Source organism: Chryseobacterium sp. 2P (genome assembly GCF_059579425.1).
Window position 1 is genome coordinate 3,597,337 of record NZ_CM184194.1, and the last position, 18,123, is coordinate 3,615,459.

At 35.9% G+C, this 18,123-nt stretch carries 15 protein-coding genes and 1 pseudogene; 7 read left to right on the plus strand and 9 right to left on the minus strand.

Going from position 1 to position 18,123, the window contains the following annotated elements:
• The first annotated feature begins 106 nt into the window (after positions 1 to 106).
• The 3 genes from AC52CF_RS16360 (at position 107) to recG (ending at position 4,345) form a co-directional block, all read left to right on the plus strand.
• A complete protein-coding gene (locus tag AC52CF_RS16360; RefSeq protein WP_214588671.1) occupies positions 107 to 1,618 on the plus strand; it encodes a peptide MFS transporter in 1,512 nt (503 codons plus the stop codon).
• 39 nt (positions 1,619 to 1,657) lie between these two features.
• Complete coding sequence (locus AC52CF_RS16365; RefSeq protein WP_214588670.1) at positions 1,658 to 2,191, plus strand: thioredoxin family protein; 534 nt, start codon at positions 1,658 to 1,660, stop codon at positions 2,189 to 2,191.
• 69 nt (positions 2,192 to 2,260) lie between these two features.
• Positions 2,261 to 4,345, plus strand: coding sequence for an ATP-dependent DNA helicase RecG (recG, locus tag AC52CF_RS16370; RefSeq protein WP_214588669.1), 2,085 nt, complete (start codon positions 2,261 to 2,263; stop codon positions 4,343 to 4,345).
• 572 nt (positions 4,346 to 4,917) lie between these two features.
• Here recG and AC52CF_RS16375 read toward each other — a convergent pair.
• From AC52CF_RS16375 to dapA, 4 genes are all read right to left on the minus strand, one after another.
• A complete protein-coding gene (locus AC52CF_RS16375) occupies positions 4,918 to 5,364 on the minus strand; it encodes a response regulator (RefSeq protein WP_375181325.1) in 447 nt (148 codons plus the stop codon).
• Positions 5,361 to 5,939 carry a helix-turn-helix domain-containing protein gene (locus tag AC52CF_RS16380; RefSeq protein WP_214588667.1) on the minus strand — a complete coding sequence of 193 codons (579 nt, stop codon included), beginning with the start codon at positions 5,937 to 5,939 and terminating at the stop codon, positions 5,361 to 5,363. Before AC52CF_RS16380 ends, AC52CF_RS16375 begins: the two co-directional genes overlap by 4 nt.
• Before the next feature lie 296 nt (positions 5,940 to 6,235).
• Positions 6,236 to 6,733: a GNAT family N-acetyltransferase gene (locus AC52CF_RS16385; RefSeq protein WP_214588666.1), complete on the minus strand. Its 498-nt coding sequence runs from the start codon at positions 6,731 to 6,733 to the stop codon at positions 6,236 to 6,238.
• Between the two features lie 124 nt (positions 6,734 to 6,857).
• A complete protein-coding gene (gene dapA, locus AC52CF_RS16390) occupies positions 6,858 to 7,730 on the minus strand; it encodes a 4-hydroxy-tetrahydrodipicolinate synthase (protein WP_214588665.1) in 873 nt (290 codons plus the stop codon).
• 182 nt (positions 7,731 to 7,912) lie between these two features.
• Between dapA and AC52CF_RS16395 the strand changes: the two genes are divergently transcribed.
• Genes AC52CF_RS16395 through recO form a run of 4 tightly spaced genes read left to right on the plus strand, consistent with a single transcriptional unit; the run spans position 7,913 to position 12,604 of the window.
• Entirely contained in the window at positions 7,913 to 8,680 is a 768-nt protein-coding gene (locus AC52CF_RS16395) for a 5'-nucleotidase C-terminal domain-containing protein (RefSeq protein ID WP_214588664.1), read from the plus strand.
• On the plus strand, positions 8,680 to 9,630 hold the full coding sequence (locus AC52CF_RS16400) for a bifunctional metallophosphatase/5'-nucleotidase (protein WP_496517389.1): 951 nt from the start codon (positions 8,680 to 8,682) through the stop codon (positions 9,628 to 9,630). The genes AC52CF_RS16395 and AC52CF_RS16400 overlap by 1 nt, the downstream gene beginning before the upstream one ends.
• Positions 9,631 to 9,632: 2 nt before the next feature.
• A complete protein-coding gene (porZ, locus tag AC52CF_RS16405; protein WP_496517390.1) occupies positions 9,633 to 11,918 on the plus strand; it encodes a type IX secretion system anionic LPS delivery protein PorZ in 2,286 nt (761 codons plus the stop codon).
• Positions 11,918 to 12,604, plus strand: coding sequence for a DNA repair protein RecO (gene recO, locus AC52CF_RS16410; protein WP_496517391.1), 687 nt, complete (start codon positions 11,918 to 11,920; stop codon positions 12,602 to 12,604). Before porZ ends, recO begins: the two co-directional genes overlap by 1 nt.
• Positions 12,605 to 12,644: 40 nt before the next feature.
• On the opposite strand, the pseudogene AC52CF_RS16415 reads toward recO, so the two are convergent.
• From AC52CF_RS16415 to AC52CF_RS16435, 5 genes and pseudogenes are all read right to left on the minus strand, one after another.
• A pseudogene (locus AC52CF_RS16415) lies at positions 12,645 to 15,301 on the minus strand (MGH1-like glycoside hydrolase domain-containing protein).
• A 294-nt stretch (positions 15,302 to 15,595) separates the two neighbouring features.
• Positions 15,596 to 16,405, minus strand: a complete 810-nt coding sequence (locus tag AC52CF_RS16420; protein WP_214588659.1) for a glucose 1-dehydrogenase — start codon at positions 16,403 to 16,405, stop codon at positions 15,596 to 15,598.
• Between the two features lie 145 nt (positions 16,406 to 16,550).
• The gene (locus AC52CF_RS16425) at positions 16,551 to 17,024 is read right to left on the minus strand and encodes a GNAT family N-acetyltransferase (protein WP_214588658.1); all 474 of its coding nucleotides are present in this window, start codon (positions 17,022 to 17,024) and stop codon (positions 16,551 to 16,553) included.
• Between the two features lie 3 nt (positions 17,025 to 17,027).
• Positions 17,028 to 17,642, minus strand: a complete 615-nt coding sequence (locus AC52CF_RS16430; RefSeq protein ID WP_214588657.1) for a DUF1684 domain-containing protein — start codon at positions 17,640 to 17,642, stop codon at positions 17,028 to 17,030.
• Between the two features lie 65 nt (positions 17,643 to 17,707).
• Positions 17,708 to 18,109, minus strand: a complete 402-nt coding sequence (locus tag AC52CF_RS16435) for a hypothetical protein (protein ID WP_214588656.1) — start codon at positions 18,107 to 18,109, stop codon at positions 17,708 to 17,710.
• Between the last annotated feature and the right edge of the window lie 14 nt (positions 18,110 to 18,123).

An 18,123-nucleotide genomic window follows, 5' to 3' on the forward strand; every position in this document is an offset into this window, starting at 1 on the left:
CCTTCAAATATAAATTCGAAACAATATTTGAATGCAAACTATCTTTGGTAATGACTTTTTCCGTTATTTTACAGAAAATTTAATTAAAACTTAATCATACTGACCTATGAGTTTAACTTTAGACGAAATACAAAATTTTAAAGGCAAATATCCGAAACAGATCTGGAGTCTGTTCTTCTCCGAAATGTGGGAACGTTTCTGCTTTTACGGAATGAGAGGAATGCTTGTTTTCTTTATGATCTCGCAGCTTAATTTTCATGAAAGTGAAGCCAATCTTCAATATGGCGCCACGCAGGCTTTTGTTTATGCGTTTACCTTTATCGGTGGTCTATTTGCAGATAAAATTTTAGGTTTCAGAAAATCTCTGTTTTGGGGCGGACTATTAATGATCGTCGGAAGTTTAATTCTTGCGACAGACCCTCACAAATTTTTCTTTCTGGGAATCGCGTTTACCGTAGTGGGAACAGGTTTCTTTAAACCCAACATCTCATCAATGGTCGGTCAGCTTTATAAACCGAATGATTCAAGAGCTGATGCCGGATTTTCACTTTTCTATGCAGGAATTAACCTTGGAGCATTACTGGGTGGATACTTTTGTATTGCCATCGGAAAAGGAGAGATTTTATCAGATGTAATTCCAGAAATGTTAAGATGGAATATTGCATTCGGATTAGCTGCAGTGGTAATGGTCATCAGTTTAATAAATTTTGTTTTTACCCAAAGAAGTTTAGGAACAATCGGGCTTCAGCCGGGACATCCTGAAAATGAGACAAAATCTGCACCTATCCCGAAATGGCAGGAATACGGAGTGTATGTTTTATCATTAATCTTCGTTCCGATTATCATGGTAATGGTTGCAAAAACAGAATATACAGATTATTTTATGTGGACAATTGGTCCGATTACATTAATCTATTTATTTTATGAAATGACTAAAGTGACTACTGCTGAACGAAACAAACTTTGGGCAGCCTTAGTCTTCATTCTATTCTCAATTTTATTTTGGGGAATTTATGAACAAAGCGGCGGTTCATTAAGTATTTTTGCGGCAAAAAATTTAAATAAAGATCTATTAGGATTAGATCCGAATGGAGTTAATAATTCCGGAGGTGCCTTCTTCATTATCTTTTTAGCTCCTTTAATCGGATTACTTTGGATTTGGTTGGGTAAAAGAAAAATTGAACCGAACACCATCATTAAATTTGGTCTGGGATTCGTCTTTTTAGGTGTGGGATATTATATTTTATTCGCCACCCGTTTTTTTGCAGATCTTCAGGGTATTACTTCTCTTAATTTCTTTACCATTGCTTTACTCGTTATCACTCTGGGAGAATTATGCCTCTCTCCCATCGGTTTATCCATCATGACGAAGCTATCTACAAAAAATCTTCAGGGAATGATGATGGGAATGTGGTTTCTGGCATCTGCTTACGGTCAGTATGTCGCGGGAATCATCGGAGCCGGTCTGGCGACTGCAAAAGAAGGTTCTACGAATTATGATTCTTTGATCACTTACACCGATGGATATAAACAATTAGGATTATATGCCGTAATTGCCGGATTGGTACTAATTTTGATTTCCCCGCTTGTGAAAAAATTAATGCAGGATGTAAAATAAAAATAGTAAATGCTTACATTTACTTCAAAATACCAAATCATGAAGAAAATTATAAGTTTAATAGCACTCTTTCTGGTCACTTTCAGTTTTGCGCAGGTAAAATGGATGACGATTGAAGAAGCACTGAAAGCACAAAAAGAAAATCCTAAAAAAATTCTTATCGATTTTTACGCAGACTGGTGCGGTCCGTGTAAGATCATGGATAAAAAAACATACGGACATCAGGTAATTTCTGATATGCTGAATGAGAGTTACTATCCGGTAAAATTTAATGCGGAAGATAAAAAAGAAATTGAAATTTTCGGCAGAAAGTTTTCTAATCCGAATACAGAACATAAGAAAGGAAGAAATTCCTTACACGAATTCACTCAGTATATGAATGTTGCAGCCGTTCCGAGTACGGTTTTTCTGGATGAAAGCGGTAATCCGATCACCATTTTACAGGGAGAATTATCCGCAAAGGAATTAGAACCTTATCTGGAATTTATTTCTAAAGATCTTTTCAAGAAAATACGTTCGCGGGAGCAGTGGGAAGATTATCAGAAAAAATTTAAATCTAAAATAAAAGAATAAAAATACAGGCTTTCAGTAATGAGAGCCTTTTTTAATTTCTAATTTTTCCCGAAATTCGTGGCTCCTAAAATGACTTTAGAAACCTCCATAGAATACGTAAAAGGAATCGGTCCGGAAAAAGCCAAACTTATCAAAAGTGTATTGGGAATTTCCACCGTGGAAGATCTGCTGAACTTCTACCCGCTCCGTTATCTGGATAAAAGCAAAGTTCACAAGGTTTCGCAGCTCGGAGACCTCTCCACAGACGTACAGCTGAAAGGAAGAATCACAAACATTCAGGAAATACAGACCGGAAAAACTAAAAGACTTTCAGCAAAATTCAATGACGAAACAGGATCAATGGATCTGGTATGGTTCCAATATTCAAAATGGCTGAAAGAACAGCTTCCTGTGAATAAGGAAGTTTTTATTTTCGGGAAAATCAATGTTTTCAATAATCAGTTTTCTATGCCGCATCCGGAAATAGAAATCGAAGAAAAGAAAGATTCCGAAAACAGGCTAAGACCAATTTATCCAAGTTCTGAAAAACTCACCAAAAGAGGGCTGAATCAACGATTTTTTCAGGTTGTGTTAAGAAATATCTGCAAAGAAATCCCTAATCTGATCTACGAAAACTTTCCGGATTATCTTTTAAAGGCATTTAAGTTTTTATCAAGACAGCACACCTATCTCAATATTCATTTTCCGAAGGATATGGAACATTTTGAGAAAGCCAATTACCGCTTAAAATTTGAAGAATCATTTTTCTTTCAGTTAGGATTCGGACTGAAAAAACTTCACCATAAAAGCCATACGGCAGGAAATCCTTTTCCGATCGTCGGAGATTATTTCAATGATTTTTATGAAAATCATCTTCCGTTTGATTTAACGGGAGCTCAGAAAAGAGTACTTAAAGAAATCCGGATGGATATGAAACGTCCCATCCAGATGAACCGTCTTTTGCAGGGTGATGTAGGTTCCGGAAAAACCATGGTTGCTCTTTTAACGATGCTTATAGCAAAAGACAATGGTTTCCAAAGCTGCATCATGGCTCCTACAGAAATTCTTGCTCAGCAGCATTATAACGGAATTAAAGAGCTCTTAGAAAAAACGGAAGTTAAAATCAGGCTTTTAACAGGTTCCACCAAAAAGTCCGAACGGAATAAAATTCATGAAGAACTGGAAAATGGTGAACTTTCTATTCTTGTAGGAACCCATGCCGTTCTGGAGGATAAAGTGAAATTTAAGAATCTCGGTTTGGCAATTATCGACGAACAGCACAGATTTGGGGTGGCACAAAGAGCAAAACTTTGGGCAAAAAATAAAATTCCTCCTCATATTCTGGTCATGACGGCAACTCCGATTCCGAGAACTCTCGCGATGAGCTTTTATTCTGATCTTGATGTCTCGGTTATTGATGAACTTCCTATCGGAAGAAAGCCTATCATTACGGCTCACCGAAGAGAAAAAGACCGAGCTTATGTCTATAACTTCTGCCGTGAGGAAATCCAGAAAGGAAGACAGGTTTATTTTGTGTACCCTTTAATTGAAGAATCGGAGACTTTAGATTACAAAAATCTGATGGAAGGTCTGGAAAATGTGATGGATAATTTCGCACATTACAATGTAACCATGCTTCACGGAAAAATGAAACCTGATGAAAAAGATGCCGCTATGAATTATTTTGCTTCCGGAAAAGCAGAAATTATGGTTGCCACAACAGTAATTGAAGTCGGGGTAAATGTTCCGAATGCTTCTGTAATGGTTATTGAAAGTTCTGAAAGATTCGGGCTTTCGCAGCTCCACCAGCTTCGCGGACGCGTCGGTCGCGGTGCGGAACAGAGTTATTGTATTCTGATGACTTCGGATAAATTATCTAAAGACAGCAGAACCCGCATAAAAACAATGGTAGAAACCAACGATGGCTTCAAAATTTCTGAGGTTGATATGCAGCTTCGGGGTCCAGGAGATATTCTGGGAACCCAGCAAAGCGGTGTTGTAGATTTTAAAAGGCTGGATCTTGTGAATGATTCTGCTATTATTAAGGCAACAAAAAAGACGGTAGAAAGAATTTTAGAAGCCGATCCACTGTTATCAAGACCGGAAAATCAGATCATTAAGAATTACTATCTGAGAAATTATAACGGTAAAAACAAATGGAGTAAAATCTCCTGAAAACAAAAAACCGCGAAAAGATCTTGTCTTCACGCGGCTTCCCCTTATAAAACTGTTATTTGAAGAAAATTTACTTTACTTCTTTAAAAATTCACTTCGCTTTTCGCTTAATATTTTGTGATGTGGTGTGTTGATATGATAATGTTATGATGTTTAAGCTTAAAAATTAAAGTAAAAAAACAAAATGAATTATGTTTCCAATTGCTTATTTATAAAAACTAACTAGGTTTCTGACAAAGGATTTGAAAAATGAAACGATATATTCCTTTGGCAGTACTGAGTTTTCATGATTGTACCGTTTTGTTTAAAGATCTTCTGCGCTTTTAATTGGAAATTATTATAATTCATTTTGTTTAACTAACATTGTGATTTATATAATTTATTTCAAGATTGAAACAATTGTTATTCATTCATTTATCGTTTTTTTGATATAATAAATCTGTGTTTCAATTTCGGTAATGCTTCACAGACAATATAAGTATCTTCTCTACTTAATTATCACCTTTGTGTGAGTATTACTTTACAAATATAAAACTTTAATTTTAATTCCAAAATAATTTAACCATAATTTTTCACAGTTTCATGATAAAATTATTCCTGTTGAATCCTGAAGTATGATACTGCCAGTTTATAGCAATAATTTCGTTCACTATTTTTTTCATATCATTATAATTATCAGGAAGTTCCATTACTATATTCGCTCCTTTAACCAGAAACTCATCTTTGTCTTCATTTTTAAAATTATCTGAATAAATAACAAGAATCGTATTATTAAACTTGATATCTCCTTTAATTTCAGATAAAAATTCAGAAGCATATTTTTCGATCATATCTTTACTGATCCATAATATTTCAGGAACAGGAATATCTTCTTCAGCCAATGATTGTAAAGCAGATTGTATATGATGAAGAACATTTGCTCTTATGGCTATTTTTGAATCCTTGAATATATTCTCAAAAAAAATCCTTTTTCCTTCATCTTCTTCTACAAGAATGATATTCAGATAATCTTTGATCATACAGCCTTCAGATATTGTTCATTTGTATGTGAGAATTTCCTTCTCAGTGCAATAATTTTCTGGAATTGCGAAGGCGTCATGCCGGTAGTATTTTTAAACTGTGTGCTTAGATGTGCCACACTCGAGTAATTCAGACGGTAAGCAATTTCCGTAAAACTAAGCTTTTTACTTATAATGAGCTCTTTTGCAAACTCTATTTTACGGATGATAAGAAAGTTTTCGATAGACGTATGGGTAATTTCAGAGAACAGATTAGAAAGATATCCGTAGCTGTGATTCAGCTTTTCAGAAATATAGATGGAAGCTTTTACAGAAATACCTTCTTCCGAAGAGATCAGCTCCACAATGGCATCTTTAATCTTCTGTACCAATGCAGCTTTCTGATTTTCAATAATTTCTATTCCGTAATCTTCCAGATTTTTTTTGAAAGTTATGTGCTGTTCCTGGGTAAGAGATTCATAGAATTCTACTTCACCAAAGTTCAAAAGCCTGTACTTGAGACCATGCTCCCGAAGCTTTTCGTCAAGTATTTTTTTACAGAGGGTATTAAAGTCAAACTTTACGTACATTTTCATCTTTTATAAATCCTTTTATGTTTATTGTAAATATAAAAATTTTATTTCAATTATATGTGATATAATTGAAATTTGTTATTTCTAGCATAAATAAAAAATTCCTGCATTAATTAATACAGGAATTTAAACACTAAGGATGAAAAAAAATATATACTGATAAAAAGCTAAAAAAGCTTAGCACCAAGCATATGAATGTACTGTTTTAGGTGATTTGGTATTGCAAAGATGGACAAAATAAATAAATCACATTTTATAGAATTATGTTTAAGATTTATAAAATTCCAATCTGCAGCATCTTAAAATACAAATTCCATCAGGAAATCATCCATAACAAAACCGTCTCCAATATTCAGAACCACTTCATCATACACTTTAAAACCCTGAGATTCATAGAACTTTTTAGCGTTATTTTCTTTATTTACATTCAGAATAATTCTTTTATCATTACTCTCAGAAATTTTCTGCTTTAAAAAATTCAGGGCTTCTTTTCCGAAACCTTTTCCCTTACTTTCAGGAACTAGATAAATCCTGTGAAGTTTGGTTGTCTGTTCTTCATATCCGTTTTCATATCCCATAAAGCCTTCAAAAGAATTGTTATTTTCATCAAAAATCAAGAAATAATGATAATCAGGATTCTTCAAATGTGTAGAAATTTCTTCTTTAGAATACATTTTTCCCAACATATAATTAATCTGTTCGGCAGAAATAATTCCTGAATAGGCACTTTCCCAGGATCTTCTTGCCAAATTCTGAATCAGAGGAATATCTTTTTCTGTAGCTTCTATTAATTTCATATAATTAAATTTTAAAAATTGAAAAAGGTGAAAGAACTTATCTTTCACCTGATATTTTTAGTATTGCTTCAAATGTTATTGCAAATTCACAGTTCATTTTAAAGCAGATGACTGCAATTCTCTTTTAAATATTCGCCATTTCAGCTTTAATTTTTACATGAAGACCTTCTGAAGCAGCTACCAAAGGAAGTCTCAGATAATTTTTGATGATTCCCATTTCTGCCAAAATTACCTTAACTCCACAAGGATTTCCTTCTGCAAAAATTAGTCTTGTGATCTCAACCAGCTTGTTATGAATTTCATACGCTTCATCCACTTTTTTATCAAAAGCTAACTGAACCATGGTAGAAAATTCTTTAGGATAAGCCTGTCCGATTACAGAAATTACCCCTGCTCCACCGGCCAAAGTTACAGGAAGTGTATATTCATCATCTCCTGAAACCAGATTGAAGCCTTCCGGTTTTTTTCTTAATATATCAAAATACTGAAGAATATTCGGAGCCGCTTCTTTAATCAGGAACAGGTTCGGAAATTCTTTTGCCAGACGCAGTGTTGTTTCTGCTTCAACATTCTGCCCTGTTCTGGAAGGTACATTATAAATGATAATATTTTTTCCTGTGGAAGCCAACGCTTTGTAATGCTGATATAGCCCTTCCTGATTAGGTTTGTTATAATAAGGAGACACAGAAAGTACTGCTGTAAATTCAGAAAGATCAGCTTCTTCAATCTGTTTTTTTACTTCAAGAGTATTATTTCCGCCAATCCCTAAAACCAAAGGAACGCGTTTATTATTAACCTTAATGATGTGTTCAACCACCTGTTTTTTTTCTTCAGCAGAAAGTGTTGCAGCTTCCGCTGTAGTTCCCAAAACAACTAAATAACTGGTTCCGTTTTCGATATTGTAGTCTACCAATTTTGTTAAACTTTCGAAATCTACGGATAAATCTTCATTAAAGGGCGTTACCAAAGCAACACCTACTCCTTTTAAAATGCTCATCTGTTAGAATTATTTTTGCCAAATTTAATCATTTACGAGAAGAATTTCTAATAATTAATAATGTTTTATTATACATATAATTATATTTGCATATACTAAAAAAAGTATGGCTAAGTTATCTGCTAAAATGTTTATCCAATAGACTGATAAGTACAGATGCTTTAATAAATAATTTACAGCGTATGAAAAATAAATTCTTGTTATTAGGAATTGCTCTGGCTACTCTTTCGGCTTGTAAGACGGCTTCTTCGGCTTCTTCCATGCAGATTGCGAATGTGAGAACGCAGAAAAATATTTCTATTAATAATGAGCTGAAAAATGATGAGGAATTTGTAAAAATTATTGAACCTTACAAACTGAAACTGGACAAAGAAATGAACCAAAAGATCTCTCATACCAATACAGATCTTACAAAACAGGGGGATAACAGTAATTTAGGCAATCTTTTAGCAGATTATACTTTCGACGGAGCTGATGTATGGGCAAAGAAAAATTTACAGAAAAATGTAGACGCAGCCCTCATCAACATCGGAGGAATCCGTACCACGATCGGGAAAGGAGATATTTTACTGAAAAGTGTTTTTGAAGTGATGCCTTTTGAAAATGAAGTAATTATCGTAAAAATGAAAGGCAGCGATCTACATGGACTTTTTGATTATTATGCAGAACATCAGGTAAACAATCCTGTTTCTCATTTATATATAGAAACCAATAATAAACAGCTAACCAAAGCTTTAATCAACGGAAAGGCAGTAAATCCGGATCAGGATTATTATCTTGCAACTTCAGACTATCTTGCATTGGGAGGCGATAATATGAAATTCTTCTCGAAAGGAGAAATGATTCCTACAGGAATGAAATTAAGAGATCTTTTCATTGATTATTTTAAGAAAAATCCTGAAGTAGTTTCTAATACAGATGTTCGTTTAAATTTTATCGGTAAGAAGTAATGGATAGAAAAAGTTTTTTAAAAGCAATAGGAGGCGGAACTTTAGCAATGGCTTTAGCTCCCAATATGATGATGGCGGAAGAATTAAACATTCTTGATTTAAAGTCCGCAACGAAACTTACTATTCTTCACACCAACGATCAGCACAGCAGAATAGAGCCTTTTGACGCAAGCTATACGAAAAATCCTAATCAGGGAGGTTTTGCAAGGAGAGCAAGTTTAATACAGCAGATCAGAAACCAGGAAAGCAATGTTTTACTTCTGGATTCGGGAGATATATTTCAGGGAACACCCTATTTCAATTTTTTCGGAGGGGAACTGGAATTCAAATTAATGTCGATGATGAAGTATGATGCTTCCACGATGGGAAACCATGATTTTGATAATGGACTGAACGGTTTTTTAAAGGTTTTGCCGAATGCAAAATTCCCTTTCATCTGTTCAAATTACGATTTCAAAAATACAGTTCTGGACGGGAAAACTTCTCTTTACAAGATTATCGATAAAAACGGAATCAAAGTGGGAATTTTCGGAGTGGGAATTCAACTCGACGGGCTCGTTGGCAAAAAACAATATGGAGAAACGGTTTACTCCGATCCTGTGGATGTTGCCCAGCAATACTCAAACTTCCTGAAAAACGAACAGAAATGTGATCTTGTCATCTGTCTTTCACACATAGGCTACGATTACAAAGACGAACCCAATAAAATAAGTGATAAAATCTTAGCTGCCAAAACAGAAAATATTGATATTATTCTGGGCGGTCATACCCATACTTTCTTACCGGAACCACAGACTTTTACCAACAGAGCGGGCAAAAATGTTCTGGTAAATCAGGTAGGATGGGCAGGTCTTCTGCTCGGAAGAATAGATTTCTTTTTTGATACTAATAAAAATGTAAAACATATTTCCTGGAATAATCAGGTAATAGACAGCAGCATAAAAGCATAAGCATGAAAAAACTTTCTTTAATCTCTCTTGGTATTTTAGCATCCCTGCAAGTTGCACATGCACAGACTATTTCTTCAAAAAAATGGGCAGATTTATTTTCCTACAATAATATTCTTGCCATGAAAGAAGATAACGGAAAAATAGTTGCAGCGGCAGACAGCGGGATTTTTTATTATACCATTTCTACCGGCGAAATTACCAAACTTTCTAAGGCAAACGGTTTACATGAGGTTAAAGTTTCAGCTTTTGATTATAATCCACAGAATAAAATCGGACTGGTAGGTTATCAAAACGGTTCACTGGATATAATCACTCCGGATGGGATTACTTATGTTGTAGATATTCCTATTGCAACAGGATACAACGGAAGCAAAAAAATCAATCATATATCGATTACCGGCGATCTTGCTGTGATTTCTGTAGGATATGGAGTCTCAATTTTCGATTTAAAGAAGAAAGAATTTAAAGATTCAGCATTCTTTTTATCAGGAGGCGTTTATCAGGCAAGTAATGAAGCTACTATTTTCGGAAATAAAGTTTTTTCTGTTACCAATACCGGTCTTAGAAGCCATGAAATGAATACCACTTTTCCTGTCTTCTCAACATGGACTACGGAATTACCGGGCTCATTCAGCCATATAGATTCTGAAGGAGTATTAAGTTTTTCTTCCGGAAATACAGCCTATCTTTATAATAACGGAACTCCGACTGCTCTATCACAATCCTTCACTAATGTACGTGATGTAGTTGTTACAAATAACAATATTGTCGTTACAGATGCGAGCAGAGTGTATACATTCAGTACCAACGGAACTTTCAACGGAAATGTAACTTTCGGAGAAGAGTGCAATACTGCAACAACGGTTGGAAGCAGTGTTTATGGAGGAACTGCCTTTTCAGGAATTAAAAATGAAGGCGGAAATACTTTCAAGCCGGATGGTCCTTATCTCAATTATGCCTACAAAATCAGCCTCTATGGTGAAAATCAGATTTTGGTTTCAACTGGAGGAAGGGAATCTCGATTTAATACCGCAATTATCAATCCAAAAAATCCGGGATTTTATTATTTTGACGGAATGAGCTGGATATATCCTTCATATTTTAAAGGCAACTCTACAATTTTCAATGTTCTGGACGTAGTAGCAGATCCAGTAAATCCAACGGATGTATTCTTTACAAACTATATGCTCAATGGATCCCGCGGAATTTATAAAATGAAATACAATGCAGGAAGCAAAGATTTTACTCTAGTCAAAAGTTATGATTTAGGAACCACCAATATCTTCACAAGACGACCTGTAGGTTTAATCTTTGATGATTCCAATAATCTGTTTGCTTCTATAGCTTTCTCTGGTGATGGTGCCGCACTTGGGCCTTATACTGCTATCGGAGCCTATGACAGAACAACAGATGATTTCGTCATAAAAAACACAACTTCTCAATTTGGAGCGGCACAAAAAGCTTTATATAGTGAAGGACTTCTTTTTATTCCTACGCCGAGAACTAATAATTTTATAGCGTATGATACAAAGAAAACGCAAAGTACATCGGACGATACTGCCTATATTTTAACCCAGCCCAATGGCTTCCCAACCACAGCAAATGGAACGATTTCTGTAGCTGTCGATAAATCGGGGGACGCATGGATTGGTACAGATGTGGGATTAAGAGTTCTTTCTGATGCTGTTTCAGCAATAAAAACCCCTTCTACAGCAAAGATGGAACCTATCATCATAGAACAGAACGGATTGGGAGAAGAACTCTTCAGAGACGGACAGATTTTACAGATCGAAGTAGATGCCGGAGATCATAAGTGGGTTTCGGTTGACGGCGGCGGAGTGTATTATCTTTCTGCTGATGGACAGCAGACTATTAAACATTTTACCAAAGAAAATTCTCCACTCCCAACAAATACAATTACGGACATTAAGGTTGATAAAAAAACTGGAAAAGTATATTTTGTTTCTTATGACGGAATTGTGACGTATCAGGGAGATGTTGCCGATGTAACATCAAATTTCGGAAACGTTCTGGTATATCCAAACCCTGTAGTTTATTCTAATTTTAAAGGAAAAGTTACTATTAAAGGTTTGGCAGAAGTTACCAACATCCGAATTGCTGATGCTGCCGGAAACGTTGTACATTCCGCAGTGGCAAGAGGTGGATATTATGAGTGGGATCTCAATAACCAGAGAGGAACCAGAGTTGCCTCCGGAGTTTATTTTGTATTAATGACCAATGAGGACGGCTCCGATAAAGCTACGGCAAAGATTGCTGTCGTAAATTAATGAATTCACAAAGCGGATTTTTATTATCTTATATAAAATATGGTGAAAACGATGCGGTCCTGCATTGTTTCACTGAAGAAGACGGGTTTCAGTCTTATTTTTTAAAAGGAATATATGCTAAGAAAAATAAGAAAAAAGCCCTTCTTCTTCCATTAAGCAAGCTTAATTTCTCTGTAAATCCTGTAAAAGGAAACGGAATCCAGACAATTTCTAAATTTGAACTGATTAAAAGCAACGATATTTATACGGATATTCGTTGTAAAACGGTTGTATTTTTTATTTCAGATTTTTTAAACCAAAATCTAAGACATGAAAACAAAAACCATCACATTTTTTTCTGTCTTGAAGAATTTACAGATGAGCTGGAAAACCGGAATTATCAGTCCCATTTAATTTTTTTAATTAAAATTTTAAAAATTCAGGGTGTTGCACCTTTACTGAATTCGGGAAAATATCTGGATCCGGAAACCGGAACTTTCACGCTTGAAATAATGCATCAACTCTTTACAGAAGAAGTTTCAGCCATTTGGAAAACCATTCTGTCGGCCGAAAATCCTTACAGTATTAAAATACATTCCAATTTCAGAAAAGATTTTTTAGACAGCCTACTTGTGTATTATCATTACCATATCACCGATTTTAAGATTCCTGCTTCTCTGGAAGTCATTCAGCAGATATTTGAATGATTAATACAGGAGAATTAGCGTTAAGTAAGATATTATTGATTTAAAATTCCACATTTTTCGGTGTTTCGGTTTCAGATTCTGCGATATTTTTTCTGGAAAATCTTGGCATTAAAATTTTGGCAATAAGTCCTGTCCAGCCTGTCTGATGTGATGCTCCTACACCGCGACCGGTATCTCCATGAAAATATTCATAGAATAAAATATAGTCTTTAAAATCCGGATCGGTCTGAAATCTGGGATACTGACTGTAAAAGGACGGTTTCCATGTTCATCCTTCAAAAATAATGAAGACAGTCTTCTGCTTAAAGCCTCTGCAATTTCGTCAAGGTTGGAATATTTTCCGCTTCCGGTAGGATATTCCACCAAAAAATCGGGACTGTAATAGAAAAAGAAGCGTTGCAGACTTTCAATTATTAAAAAATTAATCGGAAACCAGATCGGACCGCGCCAATTGCTGTTTCCGCCGAATAATCCACTGTCGCTTTCTGCGGGAGTATATTTTACCTTATAATCTGTTCCGTTGAGATTTAGGGTAAAAGGATTTTCCTCATATTCTTTTGAAAGCGCGCGAACACCAAATTCGCTTAAAAACTGCTTCGAATCGAGCATTCTGCTTAATAATCTCTTCAAACGATGTCCTCGTAAAAGAGAAAGTAAGTGTTTGGATTCATCACCTTTTACTTCCCAATGAGAAACCAAAGCAGCCAGTTCAGGTTTATTTTCCAGAACCCAGGTCATTCTTTTCTTAAAATTCGGAAGTTTTTCAATCATTTCGTCATCGATAACCTCAACTGCAAACATGGGAATAAGCCCGACAATAGTTCTTAATTTCAGATACATATGATCTCCATCGCTCGAAGCAATGGCATCATAAAAGAATTCGTCTTCCTCATCCCACAAACTGAAACATTCTTCACCCATATTATCCAGAGAATTGGCAATTGCCAGAAAATGCTCAAAAAACTTCATCGCCATTTCTTCATACACATTGTTATACAAAGCAAGTTCCAGAGCAATTCTCATCATATTTAAAGCAAACATTGCCATCCAGCTTGTTCCGTCGGATTGCTCAAGATGTTCTCCGTTGGGAAGAGGCATATTCCGGTCGAAAACACCGATGTTGTCGAGTCCTAAAAATCCTCCTTCGAAAATATTATTTCCGTTGTTATCTTTTTTATTGACCCACCATGTAAAATTCATCAGGAGTTTCTGAAAAGCACTTTCCAGAAATTGCAGATCAGGATTTCCTTTCAGATATTCATCAATTTTAAAAACCCTGAAAACAGCCCATGCATGAACGGGAGGATTTACATCGCTAAAATCCCATTCATAAGCCGGAAGCTGTCCGTTTGGATGCATATACCACTCAAAAAGAAACAGTTTGAGCTGATGTTTTGCAAAATCGGGATCAATTAATGAAAAACTGATGGTATGAAAAGCCAGATCCCACGTTGCGTACCACGGATATTCCCATTTATCGGGCATTGAAATGATGTGTTCGTTGTTGAGGTGTTTCCACTCAGAATTTCTGATGTGTTCACGGGATTTTGGAGGGGGAGTCTGTGACGGATCTCCTTTCAGCCAACGTTCCACATTATAATGATAGAACATTTTGTTCCAGAGCATTCCTGCAAAAGCCTGTCGCTGAACCAGTTTTTCGTCTTCTGTTTTTATTCCGCACTGAATGTCTTCATAAAATTCGTCTGCTTCTTTTTGTCTTGAAACGAAAATTTCCTCAAAATCCTGAAAAGGCTGTTTTAAATCCTGATCCGAAAGTCTTAATTCAAACGTTTTTGTTTCTTTTGGCTTAAAATTTTCGTCGATGAAAAAGGAAGCCTTTGTTCCAAAATCTTTTGGATTTACAGACTGGGAATTTCCGTTGATGACAAAATCGTTGATTCCGTCTTTTGTATATTTTGACTGGTTTTGAGAATGATACAATCTTTCATTATTCGTTTCATTATCGCAGAATAATACTTTCTGAGCATTTCCTGCGTATACATTTTTGATTTCTAAATCCTGATGATTAATCCTGATGCAATCTGAATTTTCAGCATTCATCTGAGGTTTGTAATTATTATATCCCCAATTCCATGTATTTCTGAACCAGACTGTAGGCAGAATGATTAACGGAGCTTCTTGTTCTGACTTATTGACGACCGTTAGTTTTACCAGAATATCGTTCTGACTTTCTTTGGCGTATTCAATAAAAATATCAAAGTATTCGTTTTGGTCGAAAATTCCGGTATCGATTAATTCATATTCGGGATTTTCTTTTCCTCTTTCCGCATTGGTTTTTATGAGATCTTCGTAGGGAAATGCGTTTTGAGGATATTTATACAGCATTTTCATGTAAGAATGCGTAGGCGTGGAATCAAGATAGTAAAAATATTCTTTTACATCTTCACCATGGTTTCCCTGACCGTTTGATAAGCCAAAGAAGCGTTCTTTCACCATTTTATCTTTTTTGTTCCAGAATCCGACTGAAAAAACAAGCTTCTGAAGGTCATCGCAGATGCCGCAGATTCCTTCTTCTCCCCAACGGTAGGTTTTGGCTTCCGCAATGTCGTGATTGGTGTAGTTCCATGCATCACCATCTGCGCTGTAATCTTCACGTACCAATCCCCATTCACGGTTGCTGACGTAAGGTCCCCATTTTTTCCATGTAACGTCGGACAGTCTTTCTTTTTCTTTCATGTTTTTTTATAAATGATGATTAACCAATAATCTATGAATATTTTATTGTTTTGGGAAACCTCATAGGTTTTAAAAACCTATGAGGTTTTCAGAATGATAATTTAAATGATTATTTTAAAATTGACAGTGAAACGGATTCATCAGTAACAATTGATTTTTGAAAGACTTTCTTCTCTGCTTCGGCTGCAATGCGCTCCGGATTGAACGGTCTGTCTGAGCTCTTTTTGTAAGCTCCGGAAAAAGCAAAGGCACAAAAAAGCGAGTAGTGAAAGCCGGAATTGTGCGCCCAAAGAATTATCCCCCTGTTGAAAAGCTTTCGAAAGTTGTCATTCCGCCATCTACGAAAATACTGGCTCCGGTGATGTAATCTGCAAGATCACTTGCGAGAAACGCCGCCATATTTCCGATATCCTGTGGCTGCCCGATTCTGTTGTAAGGGATTAAGTCTAATAAGGAATTTAAAGCTTCGGGAGTACTCCACGCAGCTTTGTTAATGGGCGTCTGAATTGCTCCGGGACAAATGGAATTGACACGGATTTTGTCTGCACCATATTCCTGCGCCAAAGTCTGCATGAGCATTCTGATGGCTCCTTTGCTTGAAGCATAATTGGCGTGACCTGCCCAAGGAATGATTTCGTGAACAGAACTGATGTGAATAATTTTTCCACAGGCAACGGAACGCGAAAGATCGATACCACGGCGAAGAAATTCTTTAATGGCTTCTCTTGCACACAAAAACTGCCCTGTAAGATTGATGCCAATGACGGTATTCCACTGATCGAGCGTCATTTCGGTGAATTTTGCGTCTTTCTGAACGCCTGCGTTGTTGATGAGAATATCGACTGTGCCGAATTGTGAAACCACATCCTGAAACATTTTAATAACCTGATCTTCTTTGGAAACATCGCACTGATAGGTTATTCCGTTTCCGCCCGCATCGGTAATTTCTTTTAAAACGGCTTTTGCTTCATCTAAAGAGTGTTCTGAAGAGTGATTAACAATTACGGTTGCTCCTGCTGAAGCGAGTGATTTTGCAATTCCAGAACCAATTCCGCTGGAAGCTCCGGTAACGACAGCAACCTGGTTGTGAAGAGATATTTCCATGTTTTATTATTTGATGTTACTCAAATTTAGGTGAAAGTTTCACGCCAAACATGAAAATTCAAATTAAAAATTTCTTAAAGTTTACTTTTTTGCGGATTAAGCTAAACTCGTTTTATGGAATCGATGATCTTTTCAGAAATTATGTTTACAGTTTTTTGTACATCAGATATTGTATTCCGCTTCTGCCCATTCTTGTTTTTCCGTCGAATTTGTAGCCGACTTTAAGGTATAATTCGTAAGCAGAACTATTGTTTTGGTTCACTGCAAGAACAATCTCATTGCAGTCTCTGAAGTTTTCTCTAACAAATTCATCAAGAAGAATCATTGCAGCTTTTCCGATTCCTTTTCCCTGCAGTTGAGGATTTACAGAAAGGGAACGCAGTAACATGGAATTGTGATTGTCTGTGATATCTAATTTATCATTTCCGAAATCCAGCACAAAAAAGCCGACCGGAAGATTATTCTCCAGAATGGTTATGGGAAAAGCAAGGGTATCGCTTCGTTCTTCAATTTTCTGTAATGCCTGTTCTGCGGGAGCGGTGTATTGCAATTGCGTTTCGTCCAAAGTATAGCTTACTCCAGGAAAATCTTTCGGTTCAAAAAATTTTAATTTTACCATAATTTAATGATGATAAATGTTTTCATACATTACTCCTGCCCGAATTTCAACCGGCAGTTTATTTTCTTCGGGAACAACGGGACAATTGTAATCGTAAGCGTTGTAGGCACAGTAAGGATGATACGATTTATTAAAATCCAGAATAATGGTTTTGCCTTTCGGAACCGTTAAATCGAGATATTTTCCACCGCCATAGGTTTCTTTTTCGTTGGTGGCATCACGGAAAGGCAGAAATAAATGGTCTTTGTATTTTTTCTGTCTGATTAAATCCAGACTTTGATACAGCGTTAATGTATATGATTTTCCGTCTAACTGAAATGTCGCTTTTCCAAATTCTCTGTAAGGTTTTGTTTTTCCTGAAGATGTGGGAAGATCAAAGGGTTCTGCGTTTTCCGTTTTCTGGAATTTTGCAGTAATTCTGTATTTTAAATTGATCGGAAAGAAAGGATGCTGCTTAAAATTTTTAAAGTTATCTCCACGCAAAGGCGTTTCTTTCGGGTTTAAATATTCTGCATTGAGTTCTTTCTGAAATTTTTTAATTTCAGTTTCTTCTTTTGAAATCTTTTGAGAGAATATCAAAAGTGGAAAAAGTAAAAATATGAATATGTATTTTTTCATGAACTTAAAACTATGATTTACGATGAAAATTTTACTGTAAATAAGCTATTCAGCGAATTAAATTTTCAGTAAGATTCTGAAATTTTCACACGGTAGATGTCAGATGAATTTCGTTTAATGGATTCCACAAAAAACCCGCCTTCTTCCGGAATAACCTCCTTTAAATCAAAACTTTCACAATCTTTCGGCAATCCTGAAAACACGAGTGTAAACCAGAAATCTCTCATAAACGGAACCGGAGTCCAGTCGGGATAGATGGTAATATTTTCTGCATGAATTAGTTTGCTCTGATGTTCTGACTGATTATCAAAAAGATAGGTAGACTGCCAGATTCTGATGAAGTTCCCAAAGAATGGTGAAGCCGGAAAACAGCAATGTACAATTACCTGCCGTTCCTCTTCCATCTTAATCTGGAGGGATTCTAATAATTCTTTCACGATCACCGGTTTTACAATTGTTTCTGACATAATTTCTTTGTGAA

What these genes read in the sequence shown, in the direction of transcription:
- AC52CF_RS16425 (WP_214588658.1), bottom strand. Translation starts at nt 17,024, where the DNA reads ATGGTAAAATTAAAATTTTTTGAACCGAAAGATTTTCCTGGAGTAAGC.
- AC52CF_RS16435 (WP_214588656.1), bottom strand. Translation starts at nt 18,109, where the DNA reads ATGTCAGAAACAATTGTAAAACCGGTGATCGTGAAAGAATTATTAGAA.
- AC52CF_RS16360 (WP_214588671.1), top strand. Translation starts at nt 107, where the DNA reads ATGAGTTTAACTTTAGACGAAATACAAAATTTTAAAGGCAAATATCCG.
- AC52CF_RS16395 (WP_214588664.1), top strand. Translation starts at nt 7,913, where the DNA reads ATGAAAAATAAATTCTTGTTATTAGGAATTGCTCTGGCTACTCTTTCG.
- recO (WP_496517391.1), top strand. Translation starts at nt 11,918, where the DNA reads ATGAATTCACAAAGCGGATTTTTATTATCTTATATAAAATATGGTGAA.
- dapA (WP_214588665.1), bottom strand. Translation starts at nt 7,730, where the DNA reads ATGAGCATTTTAAAAGGAGTAGGTGTTGCTTTGGTAACGCCCTTTAAT.
- porZ (WP_496517390.1), top strand. Translation starts at nt 9,633, where the DNA reads ATGAAAAAACTTTCTTTAATCTCTCTTGGTATTTTAGCATCCCTGCAA.
- AC52CF_RS16365 (WP_214588670.1), top strand. Translation starts at nt 1,658, where the DNA reads ATGAAGAAAATTATAAGTTTAATAGCACTCTTTCTGGTCACTTTCAGT.
- AC52CF_RS16430 (WP_214588657.1), bottom strand. Translation starts at nt 17,642, where the DNA reads ATGAAAAAATACATATTCATATTTTTACTTTTTCCACTTTTGATATTC.
- AC52CF_RS16375 (WP_375181325.1), bottom strand. Translation starts at nt 5,364, where the DNA reads ATGATCAAAGATTATCTGAATATCATTCTTGTAGAAGAAGATGAAGGA.
- AC52CF_RS16400 (WP_496517389.1), top strand. Translation starts at nt 8,680, where the DNA reads ATGGATAGAAAAAGTTTTTTAAAAGCAATAGGAGGCGGAACTTTAGCA.
- recG (WP_214588669.1), top strand. Translation starts at nt 2,261, where the DNA reads ATGACTTTAGAAACCTCCATAGAATACGTAAAAGGAATCGGTCCGGAA.
- AC52CF_RS16420 (WP_214588659.1), bottom strand. Translation starts at nt 16,405, where the DNA reads ATGGAAATATCTCTTCACAACCAGGTTGCTGTCGTTACCGGAGCTTCC.
- AC52CF_RS16380 (WP_214588667.1), bottom strand. Translation starts at nt 5,939, where the DNA reads ATGAAAATGTACGTAAAGTTTGACTTTAATACCCTCTGTAAAAAAATA.
- AC52CF_RS16385 (WP_214588666.1), bottom strand. Translation starts at nt 6,733, where the DNA reads ATGAAATTAATAGAAGCTACAGAAAAAGATATTCCTCTGATTCAGAAT.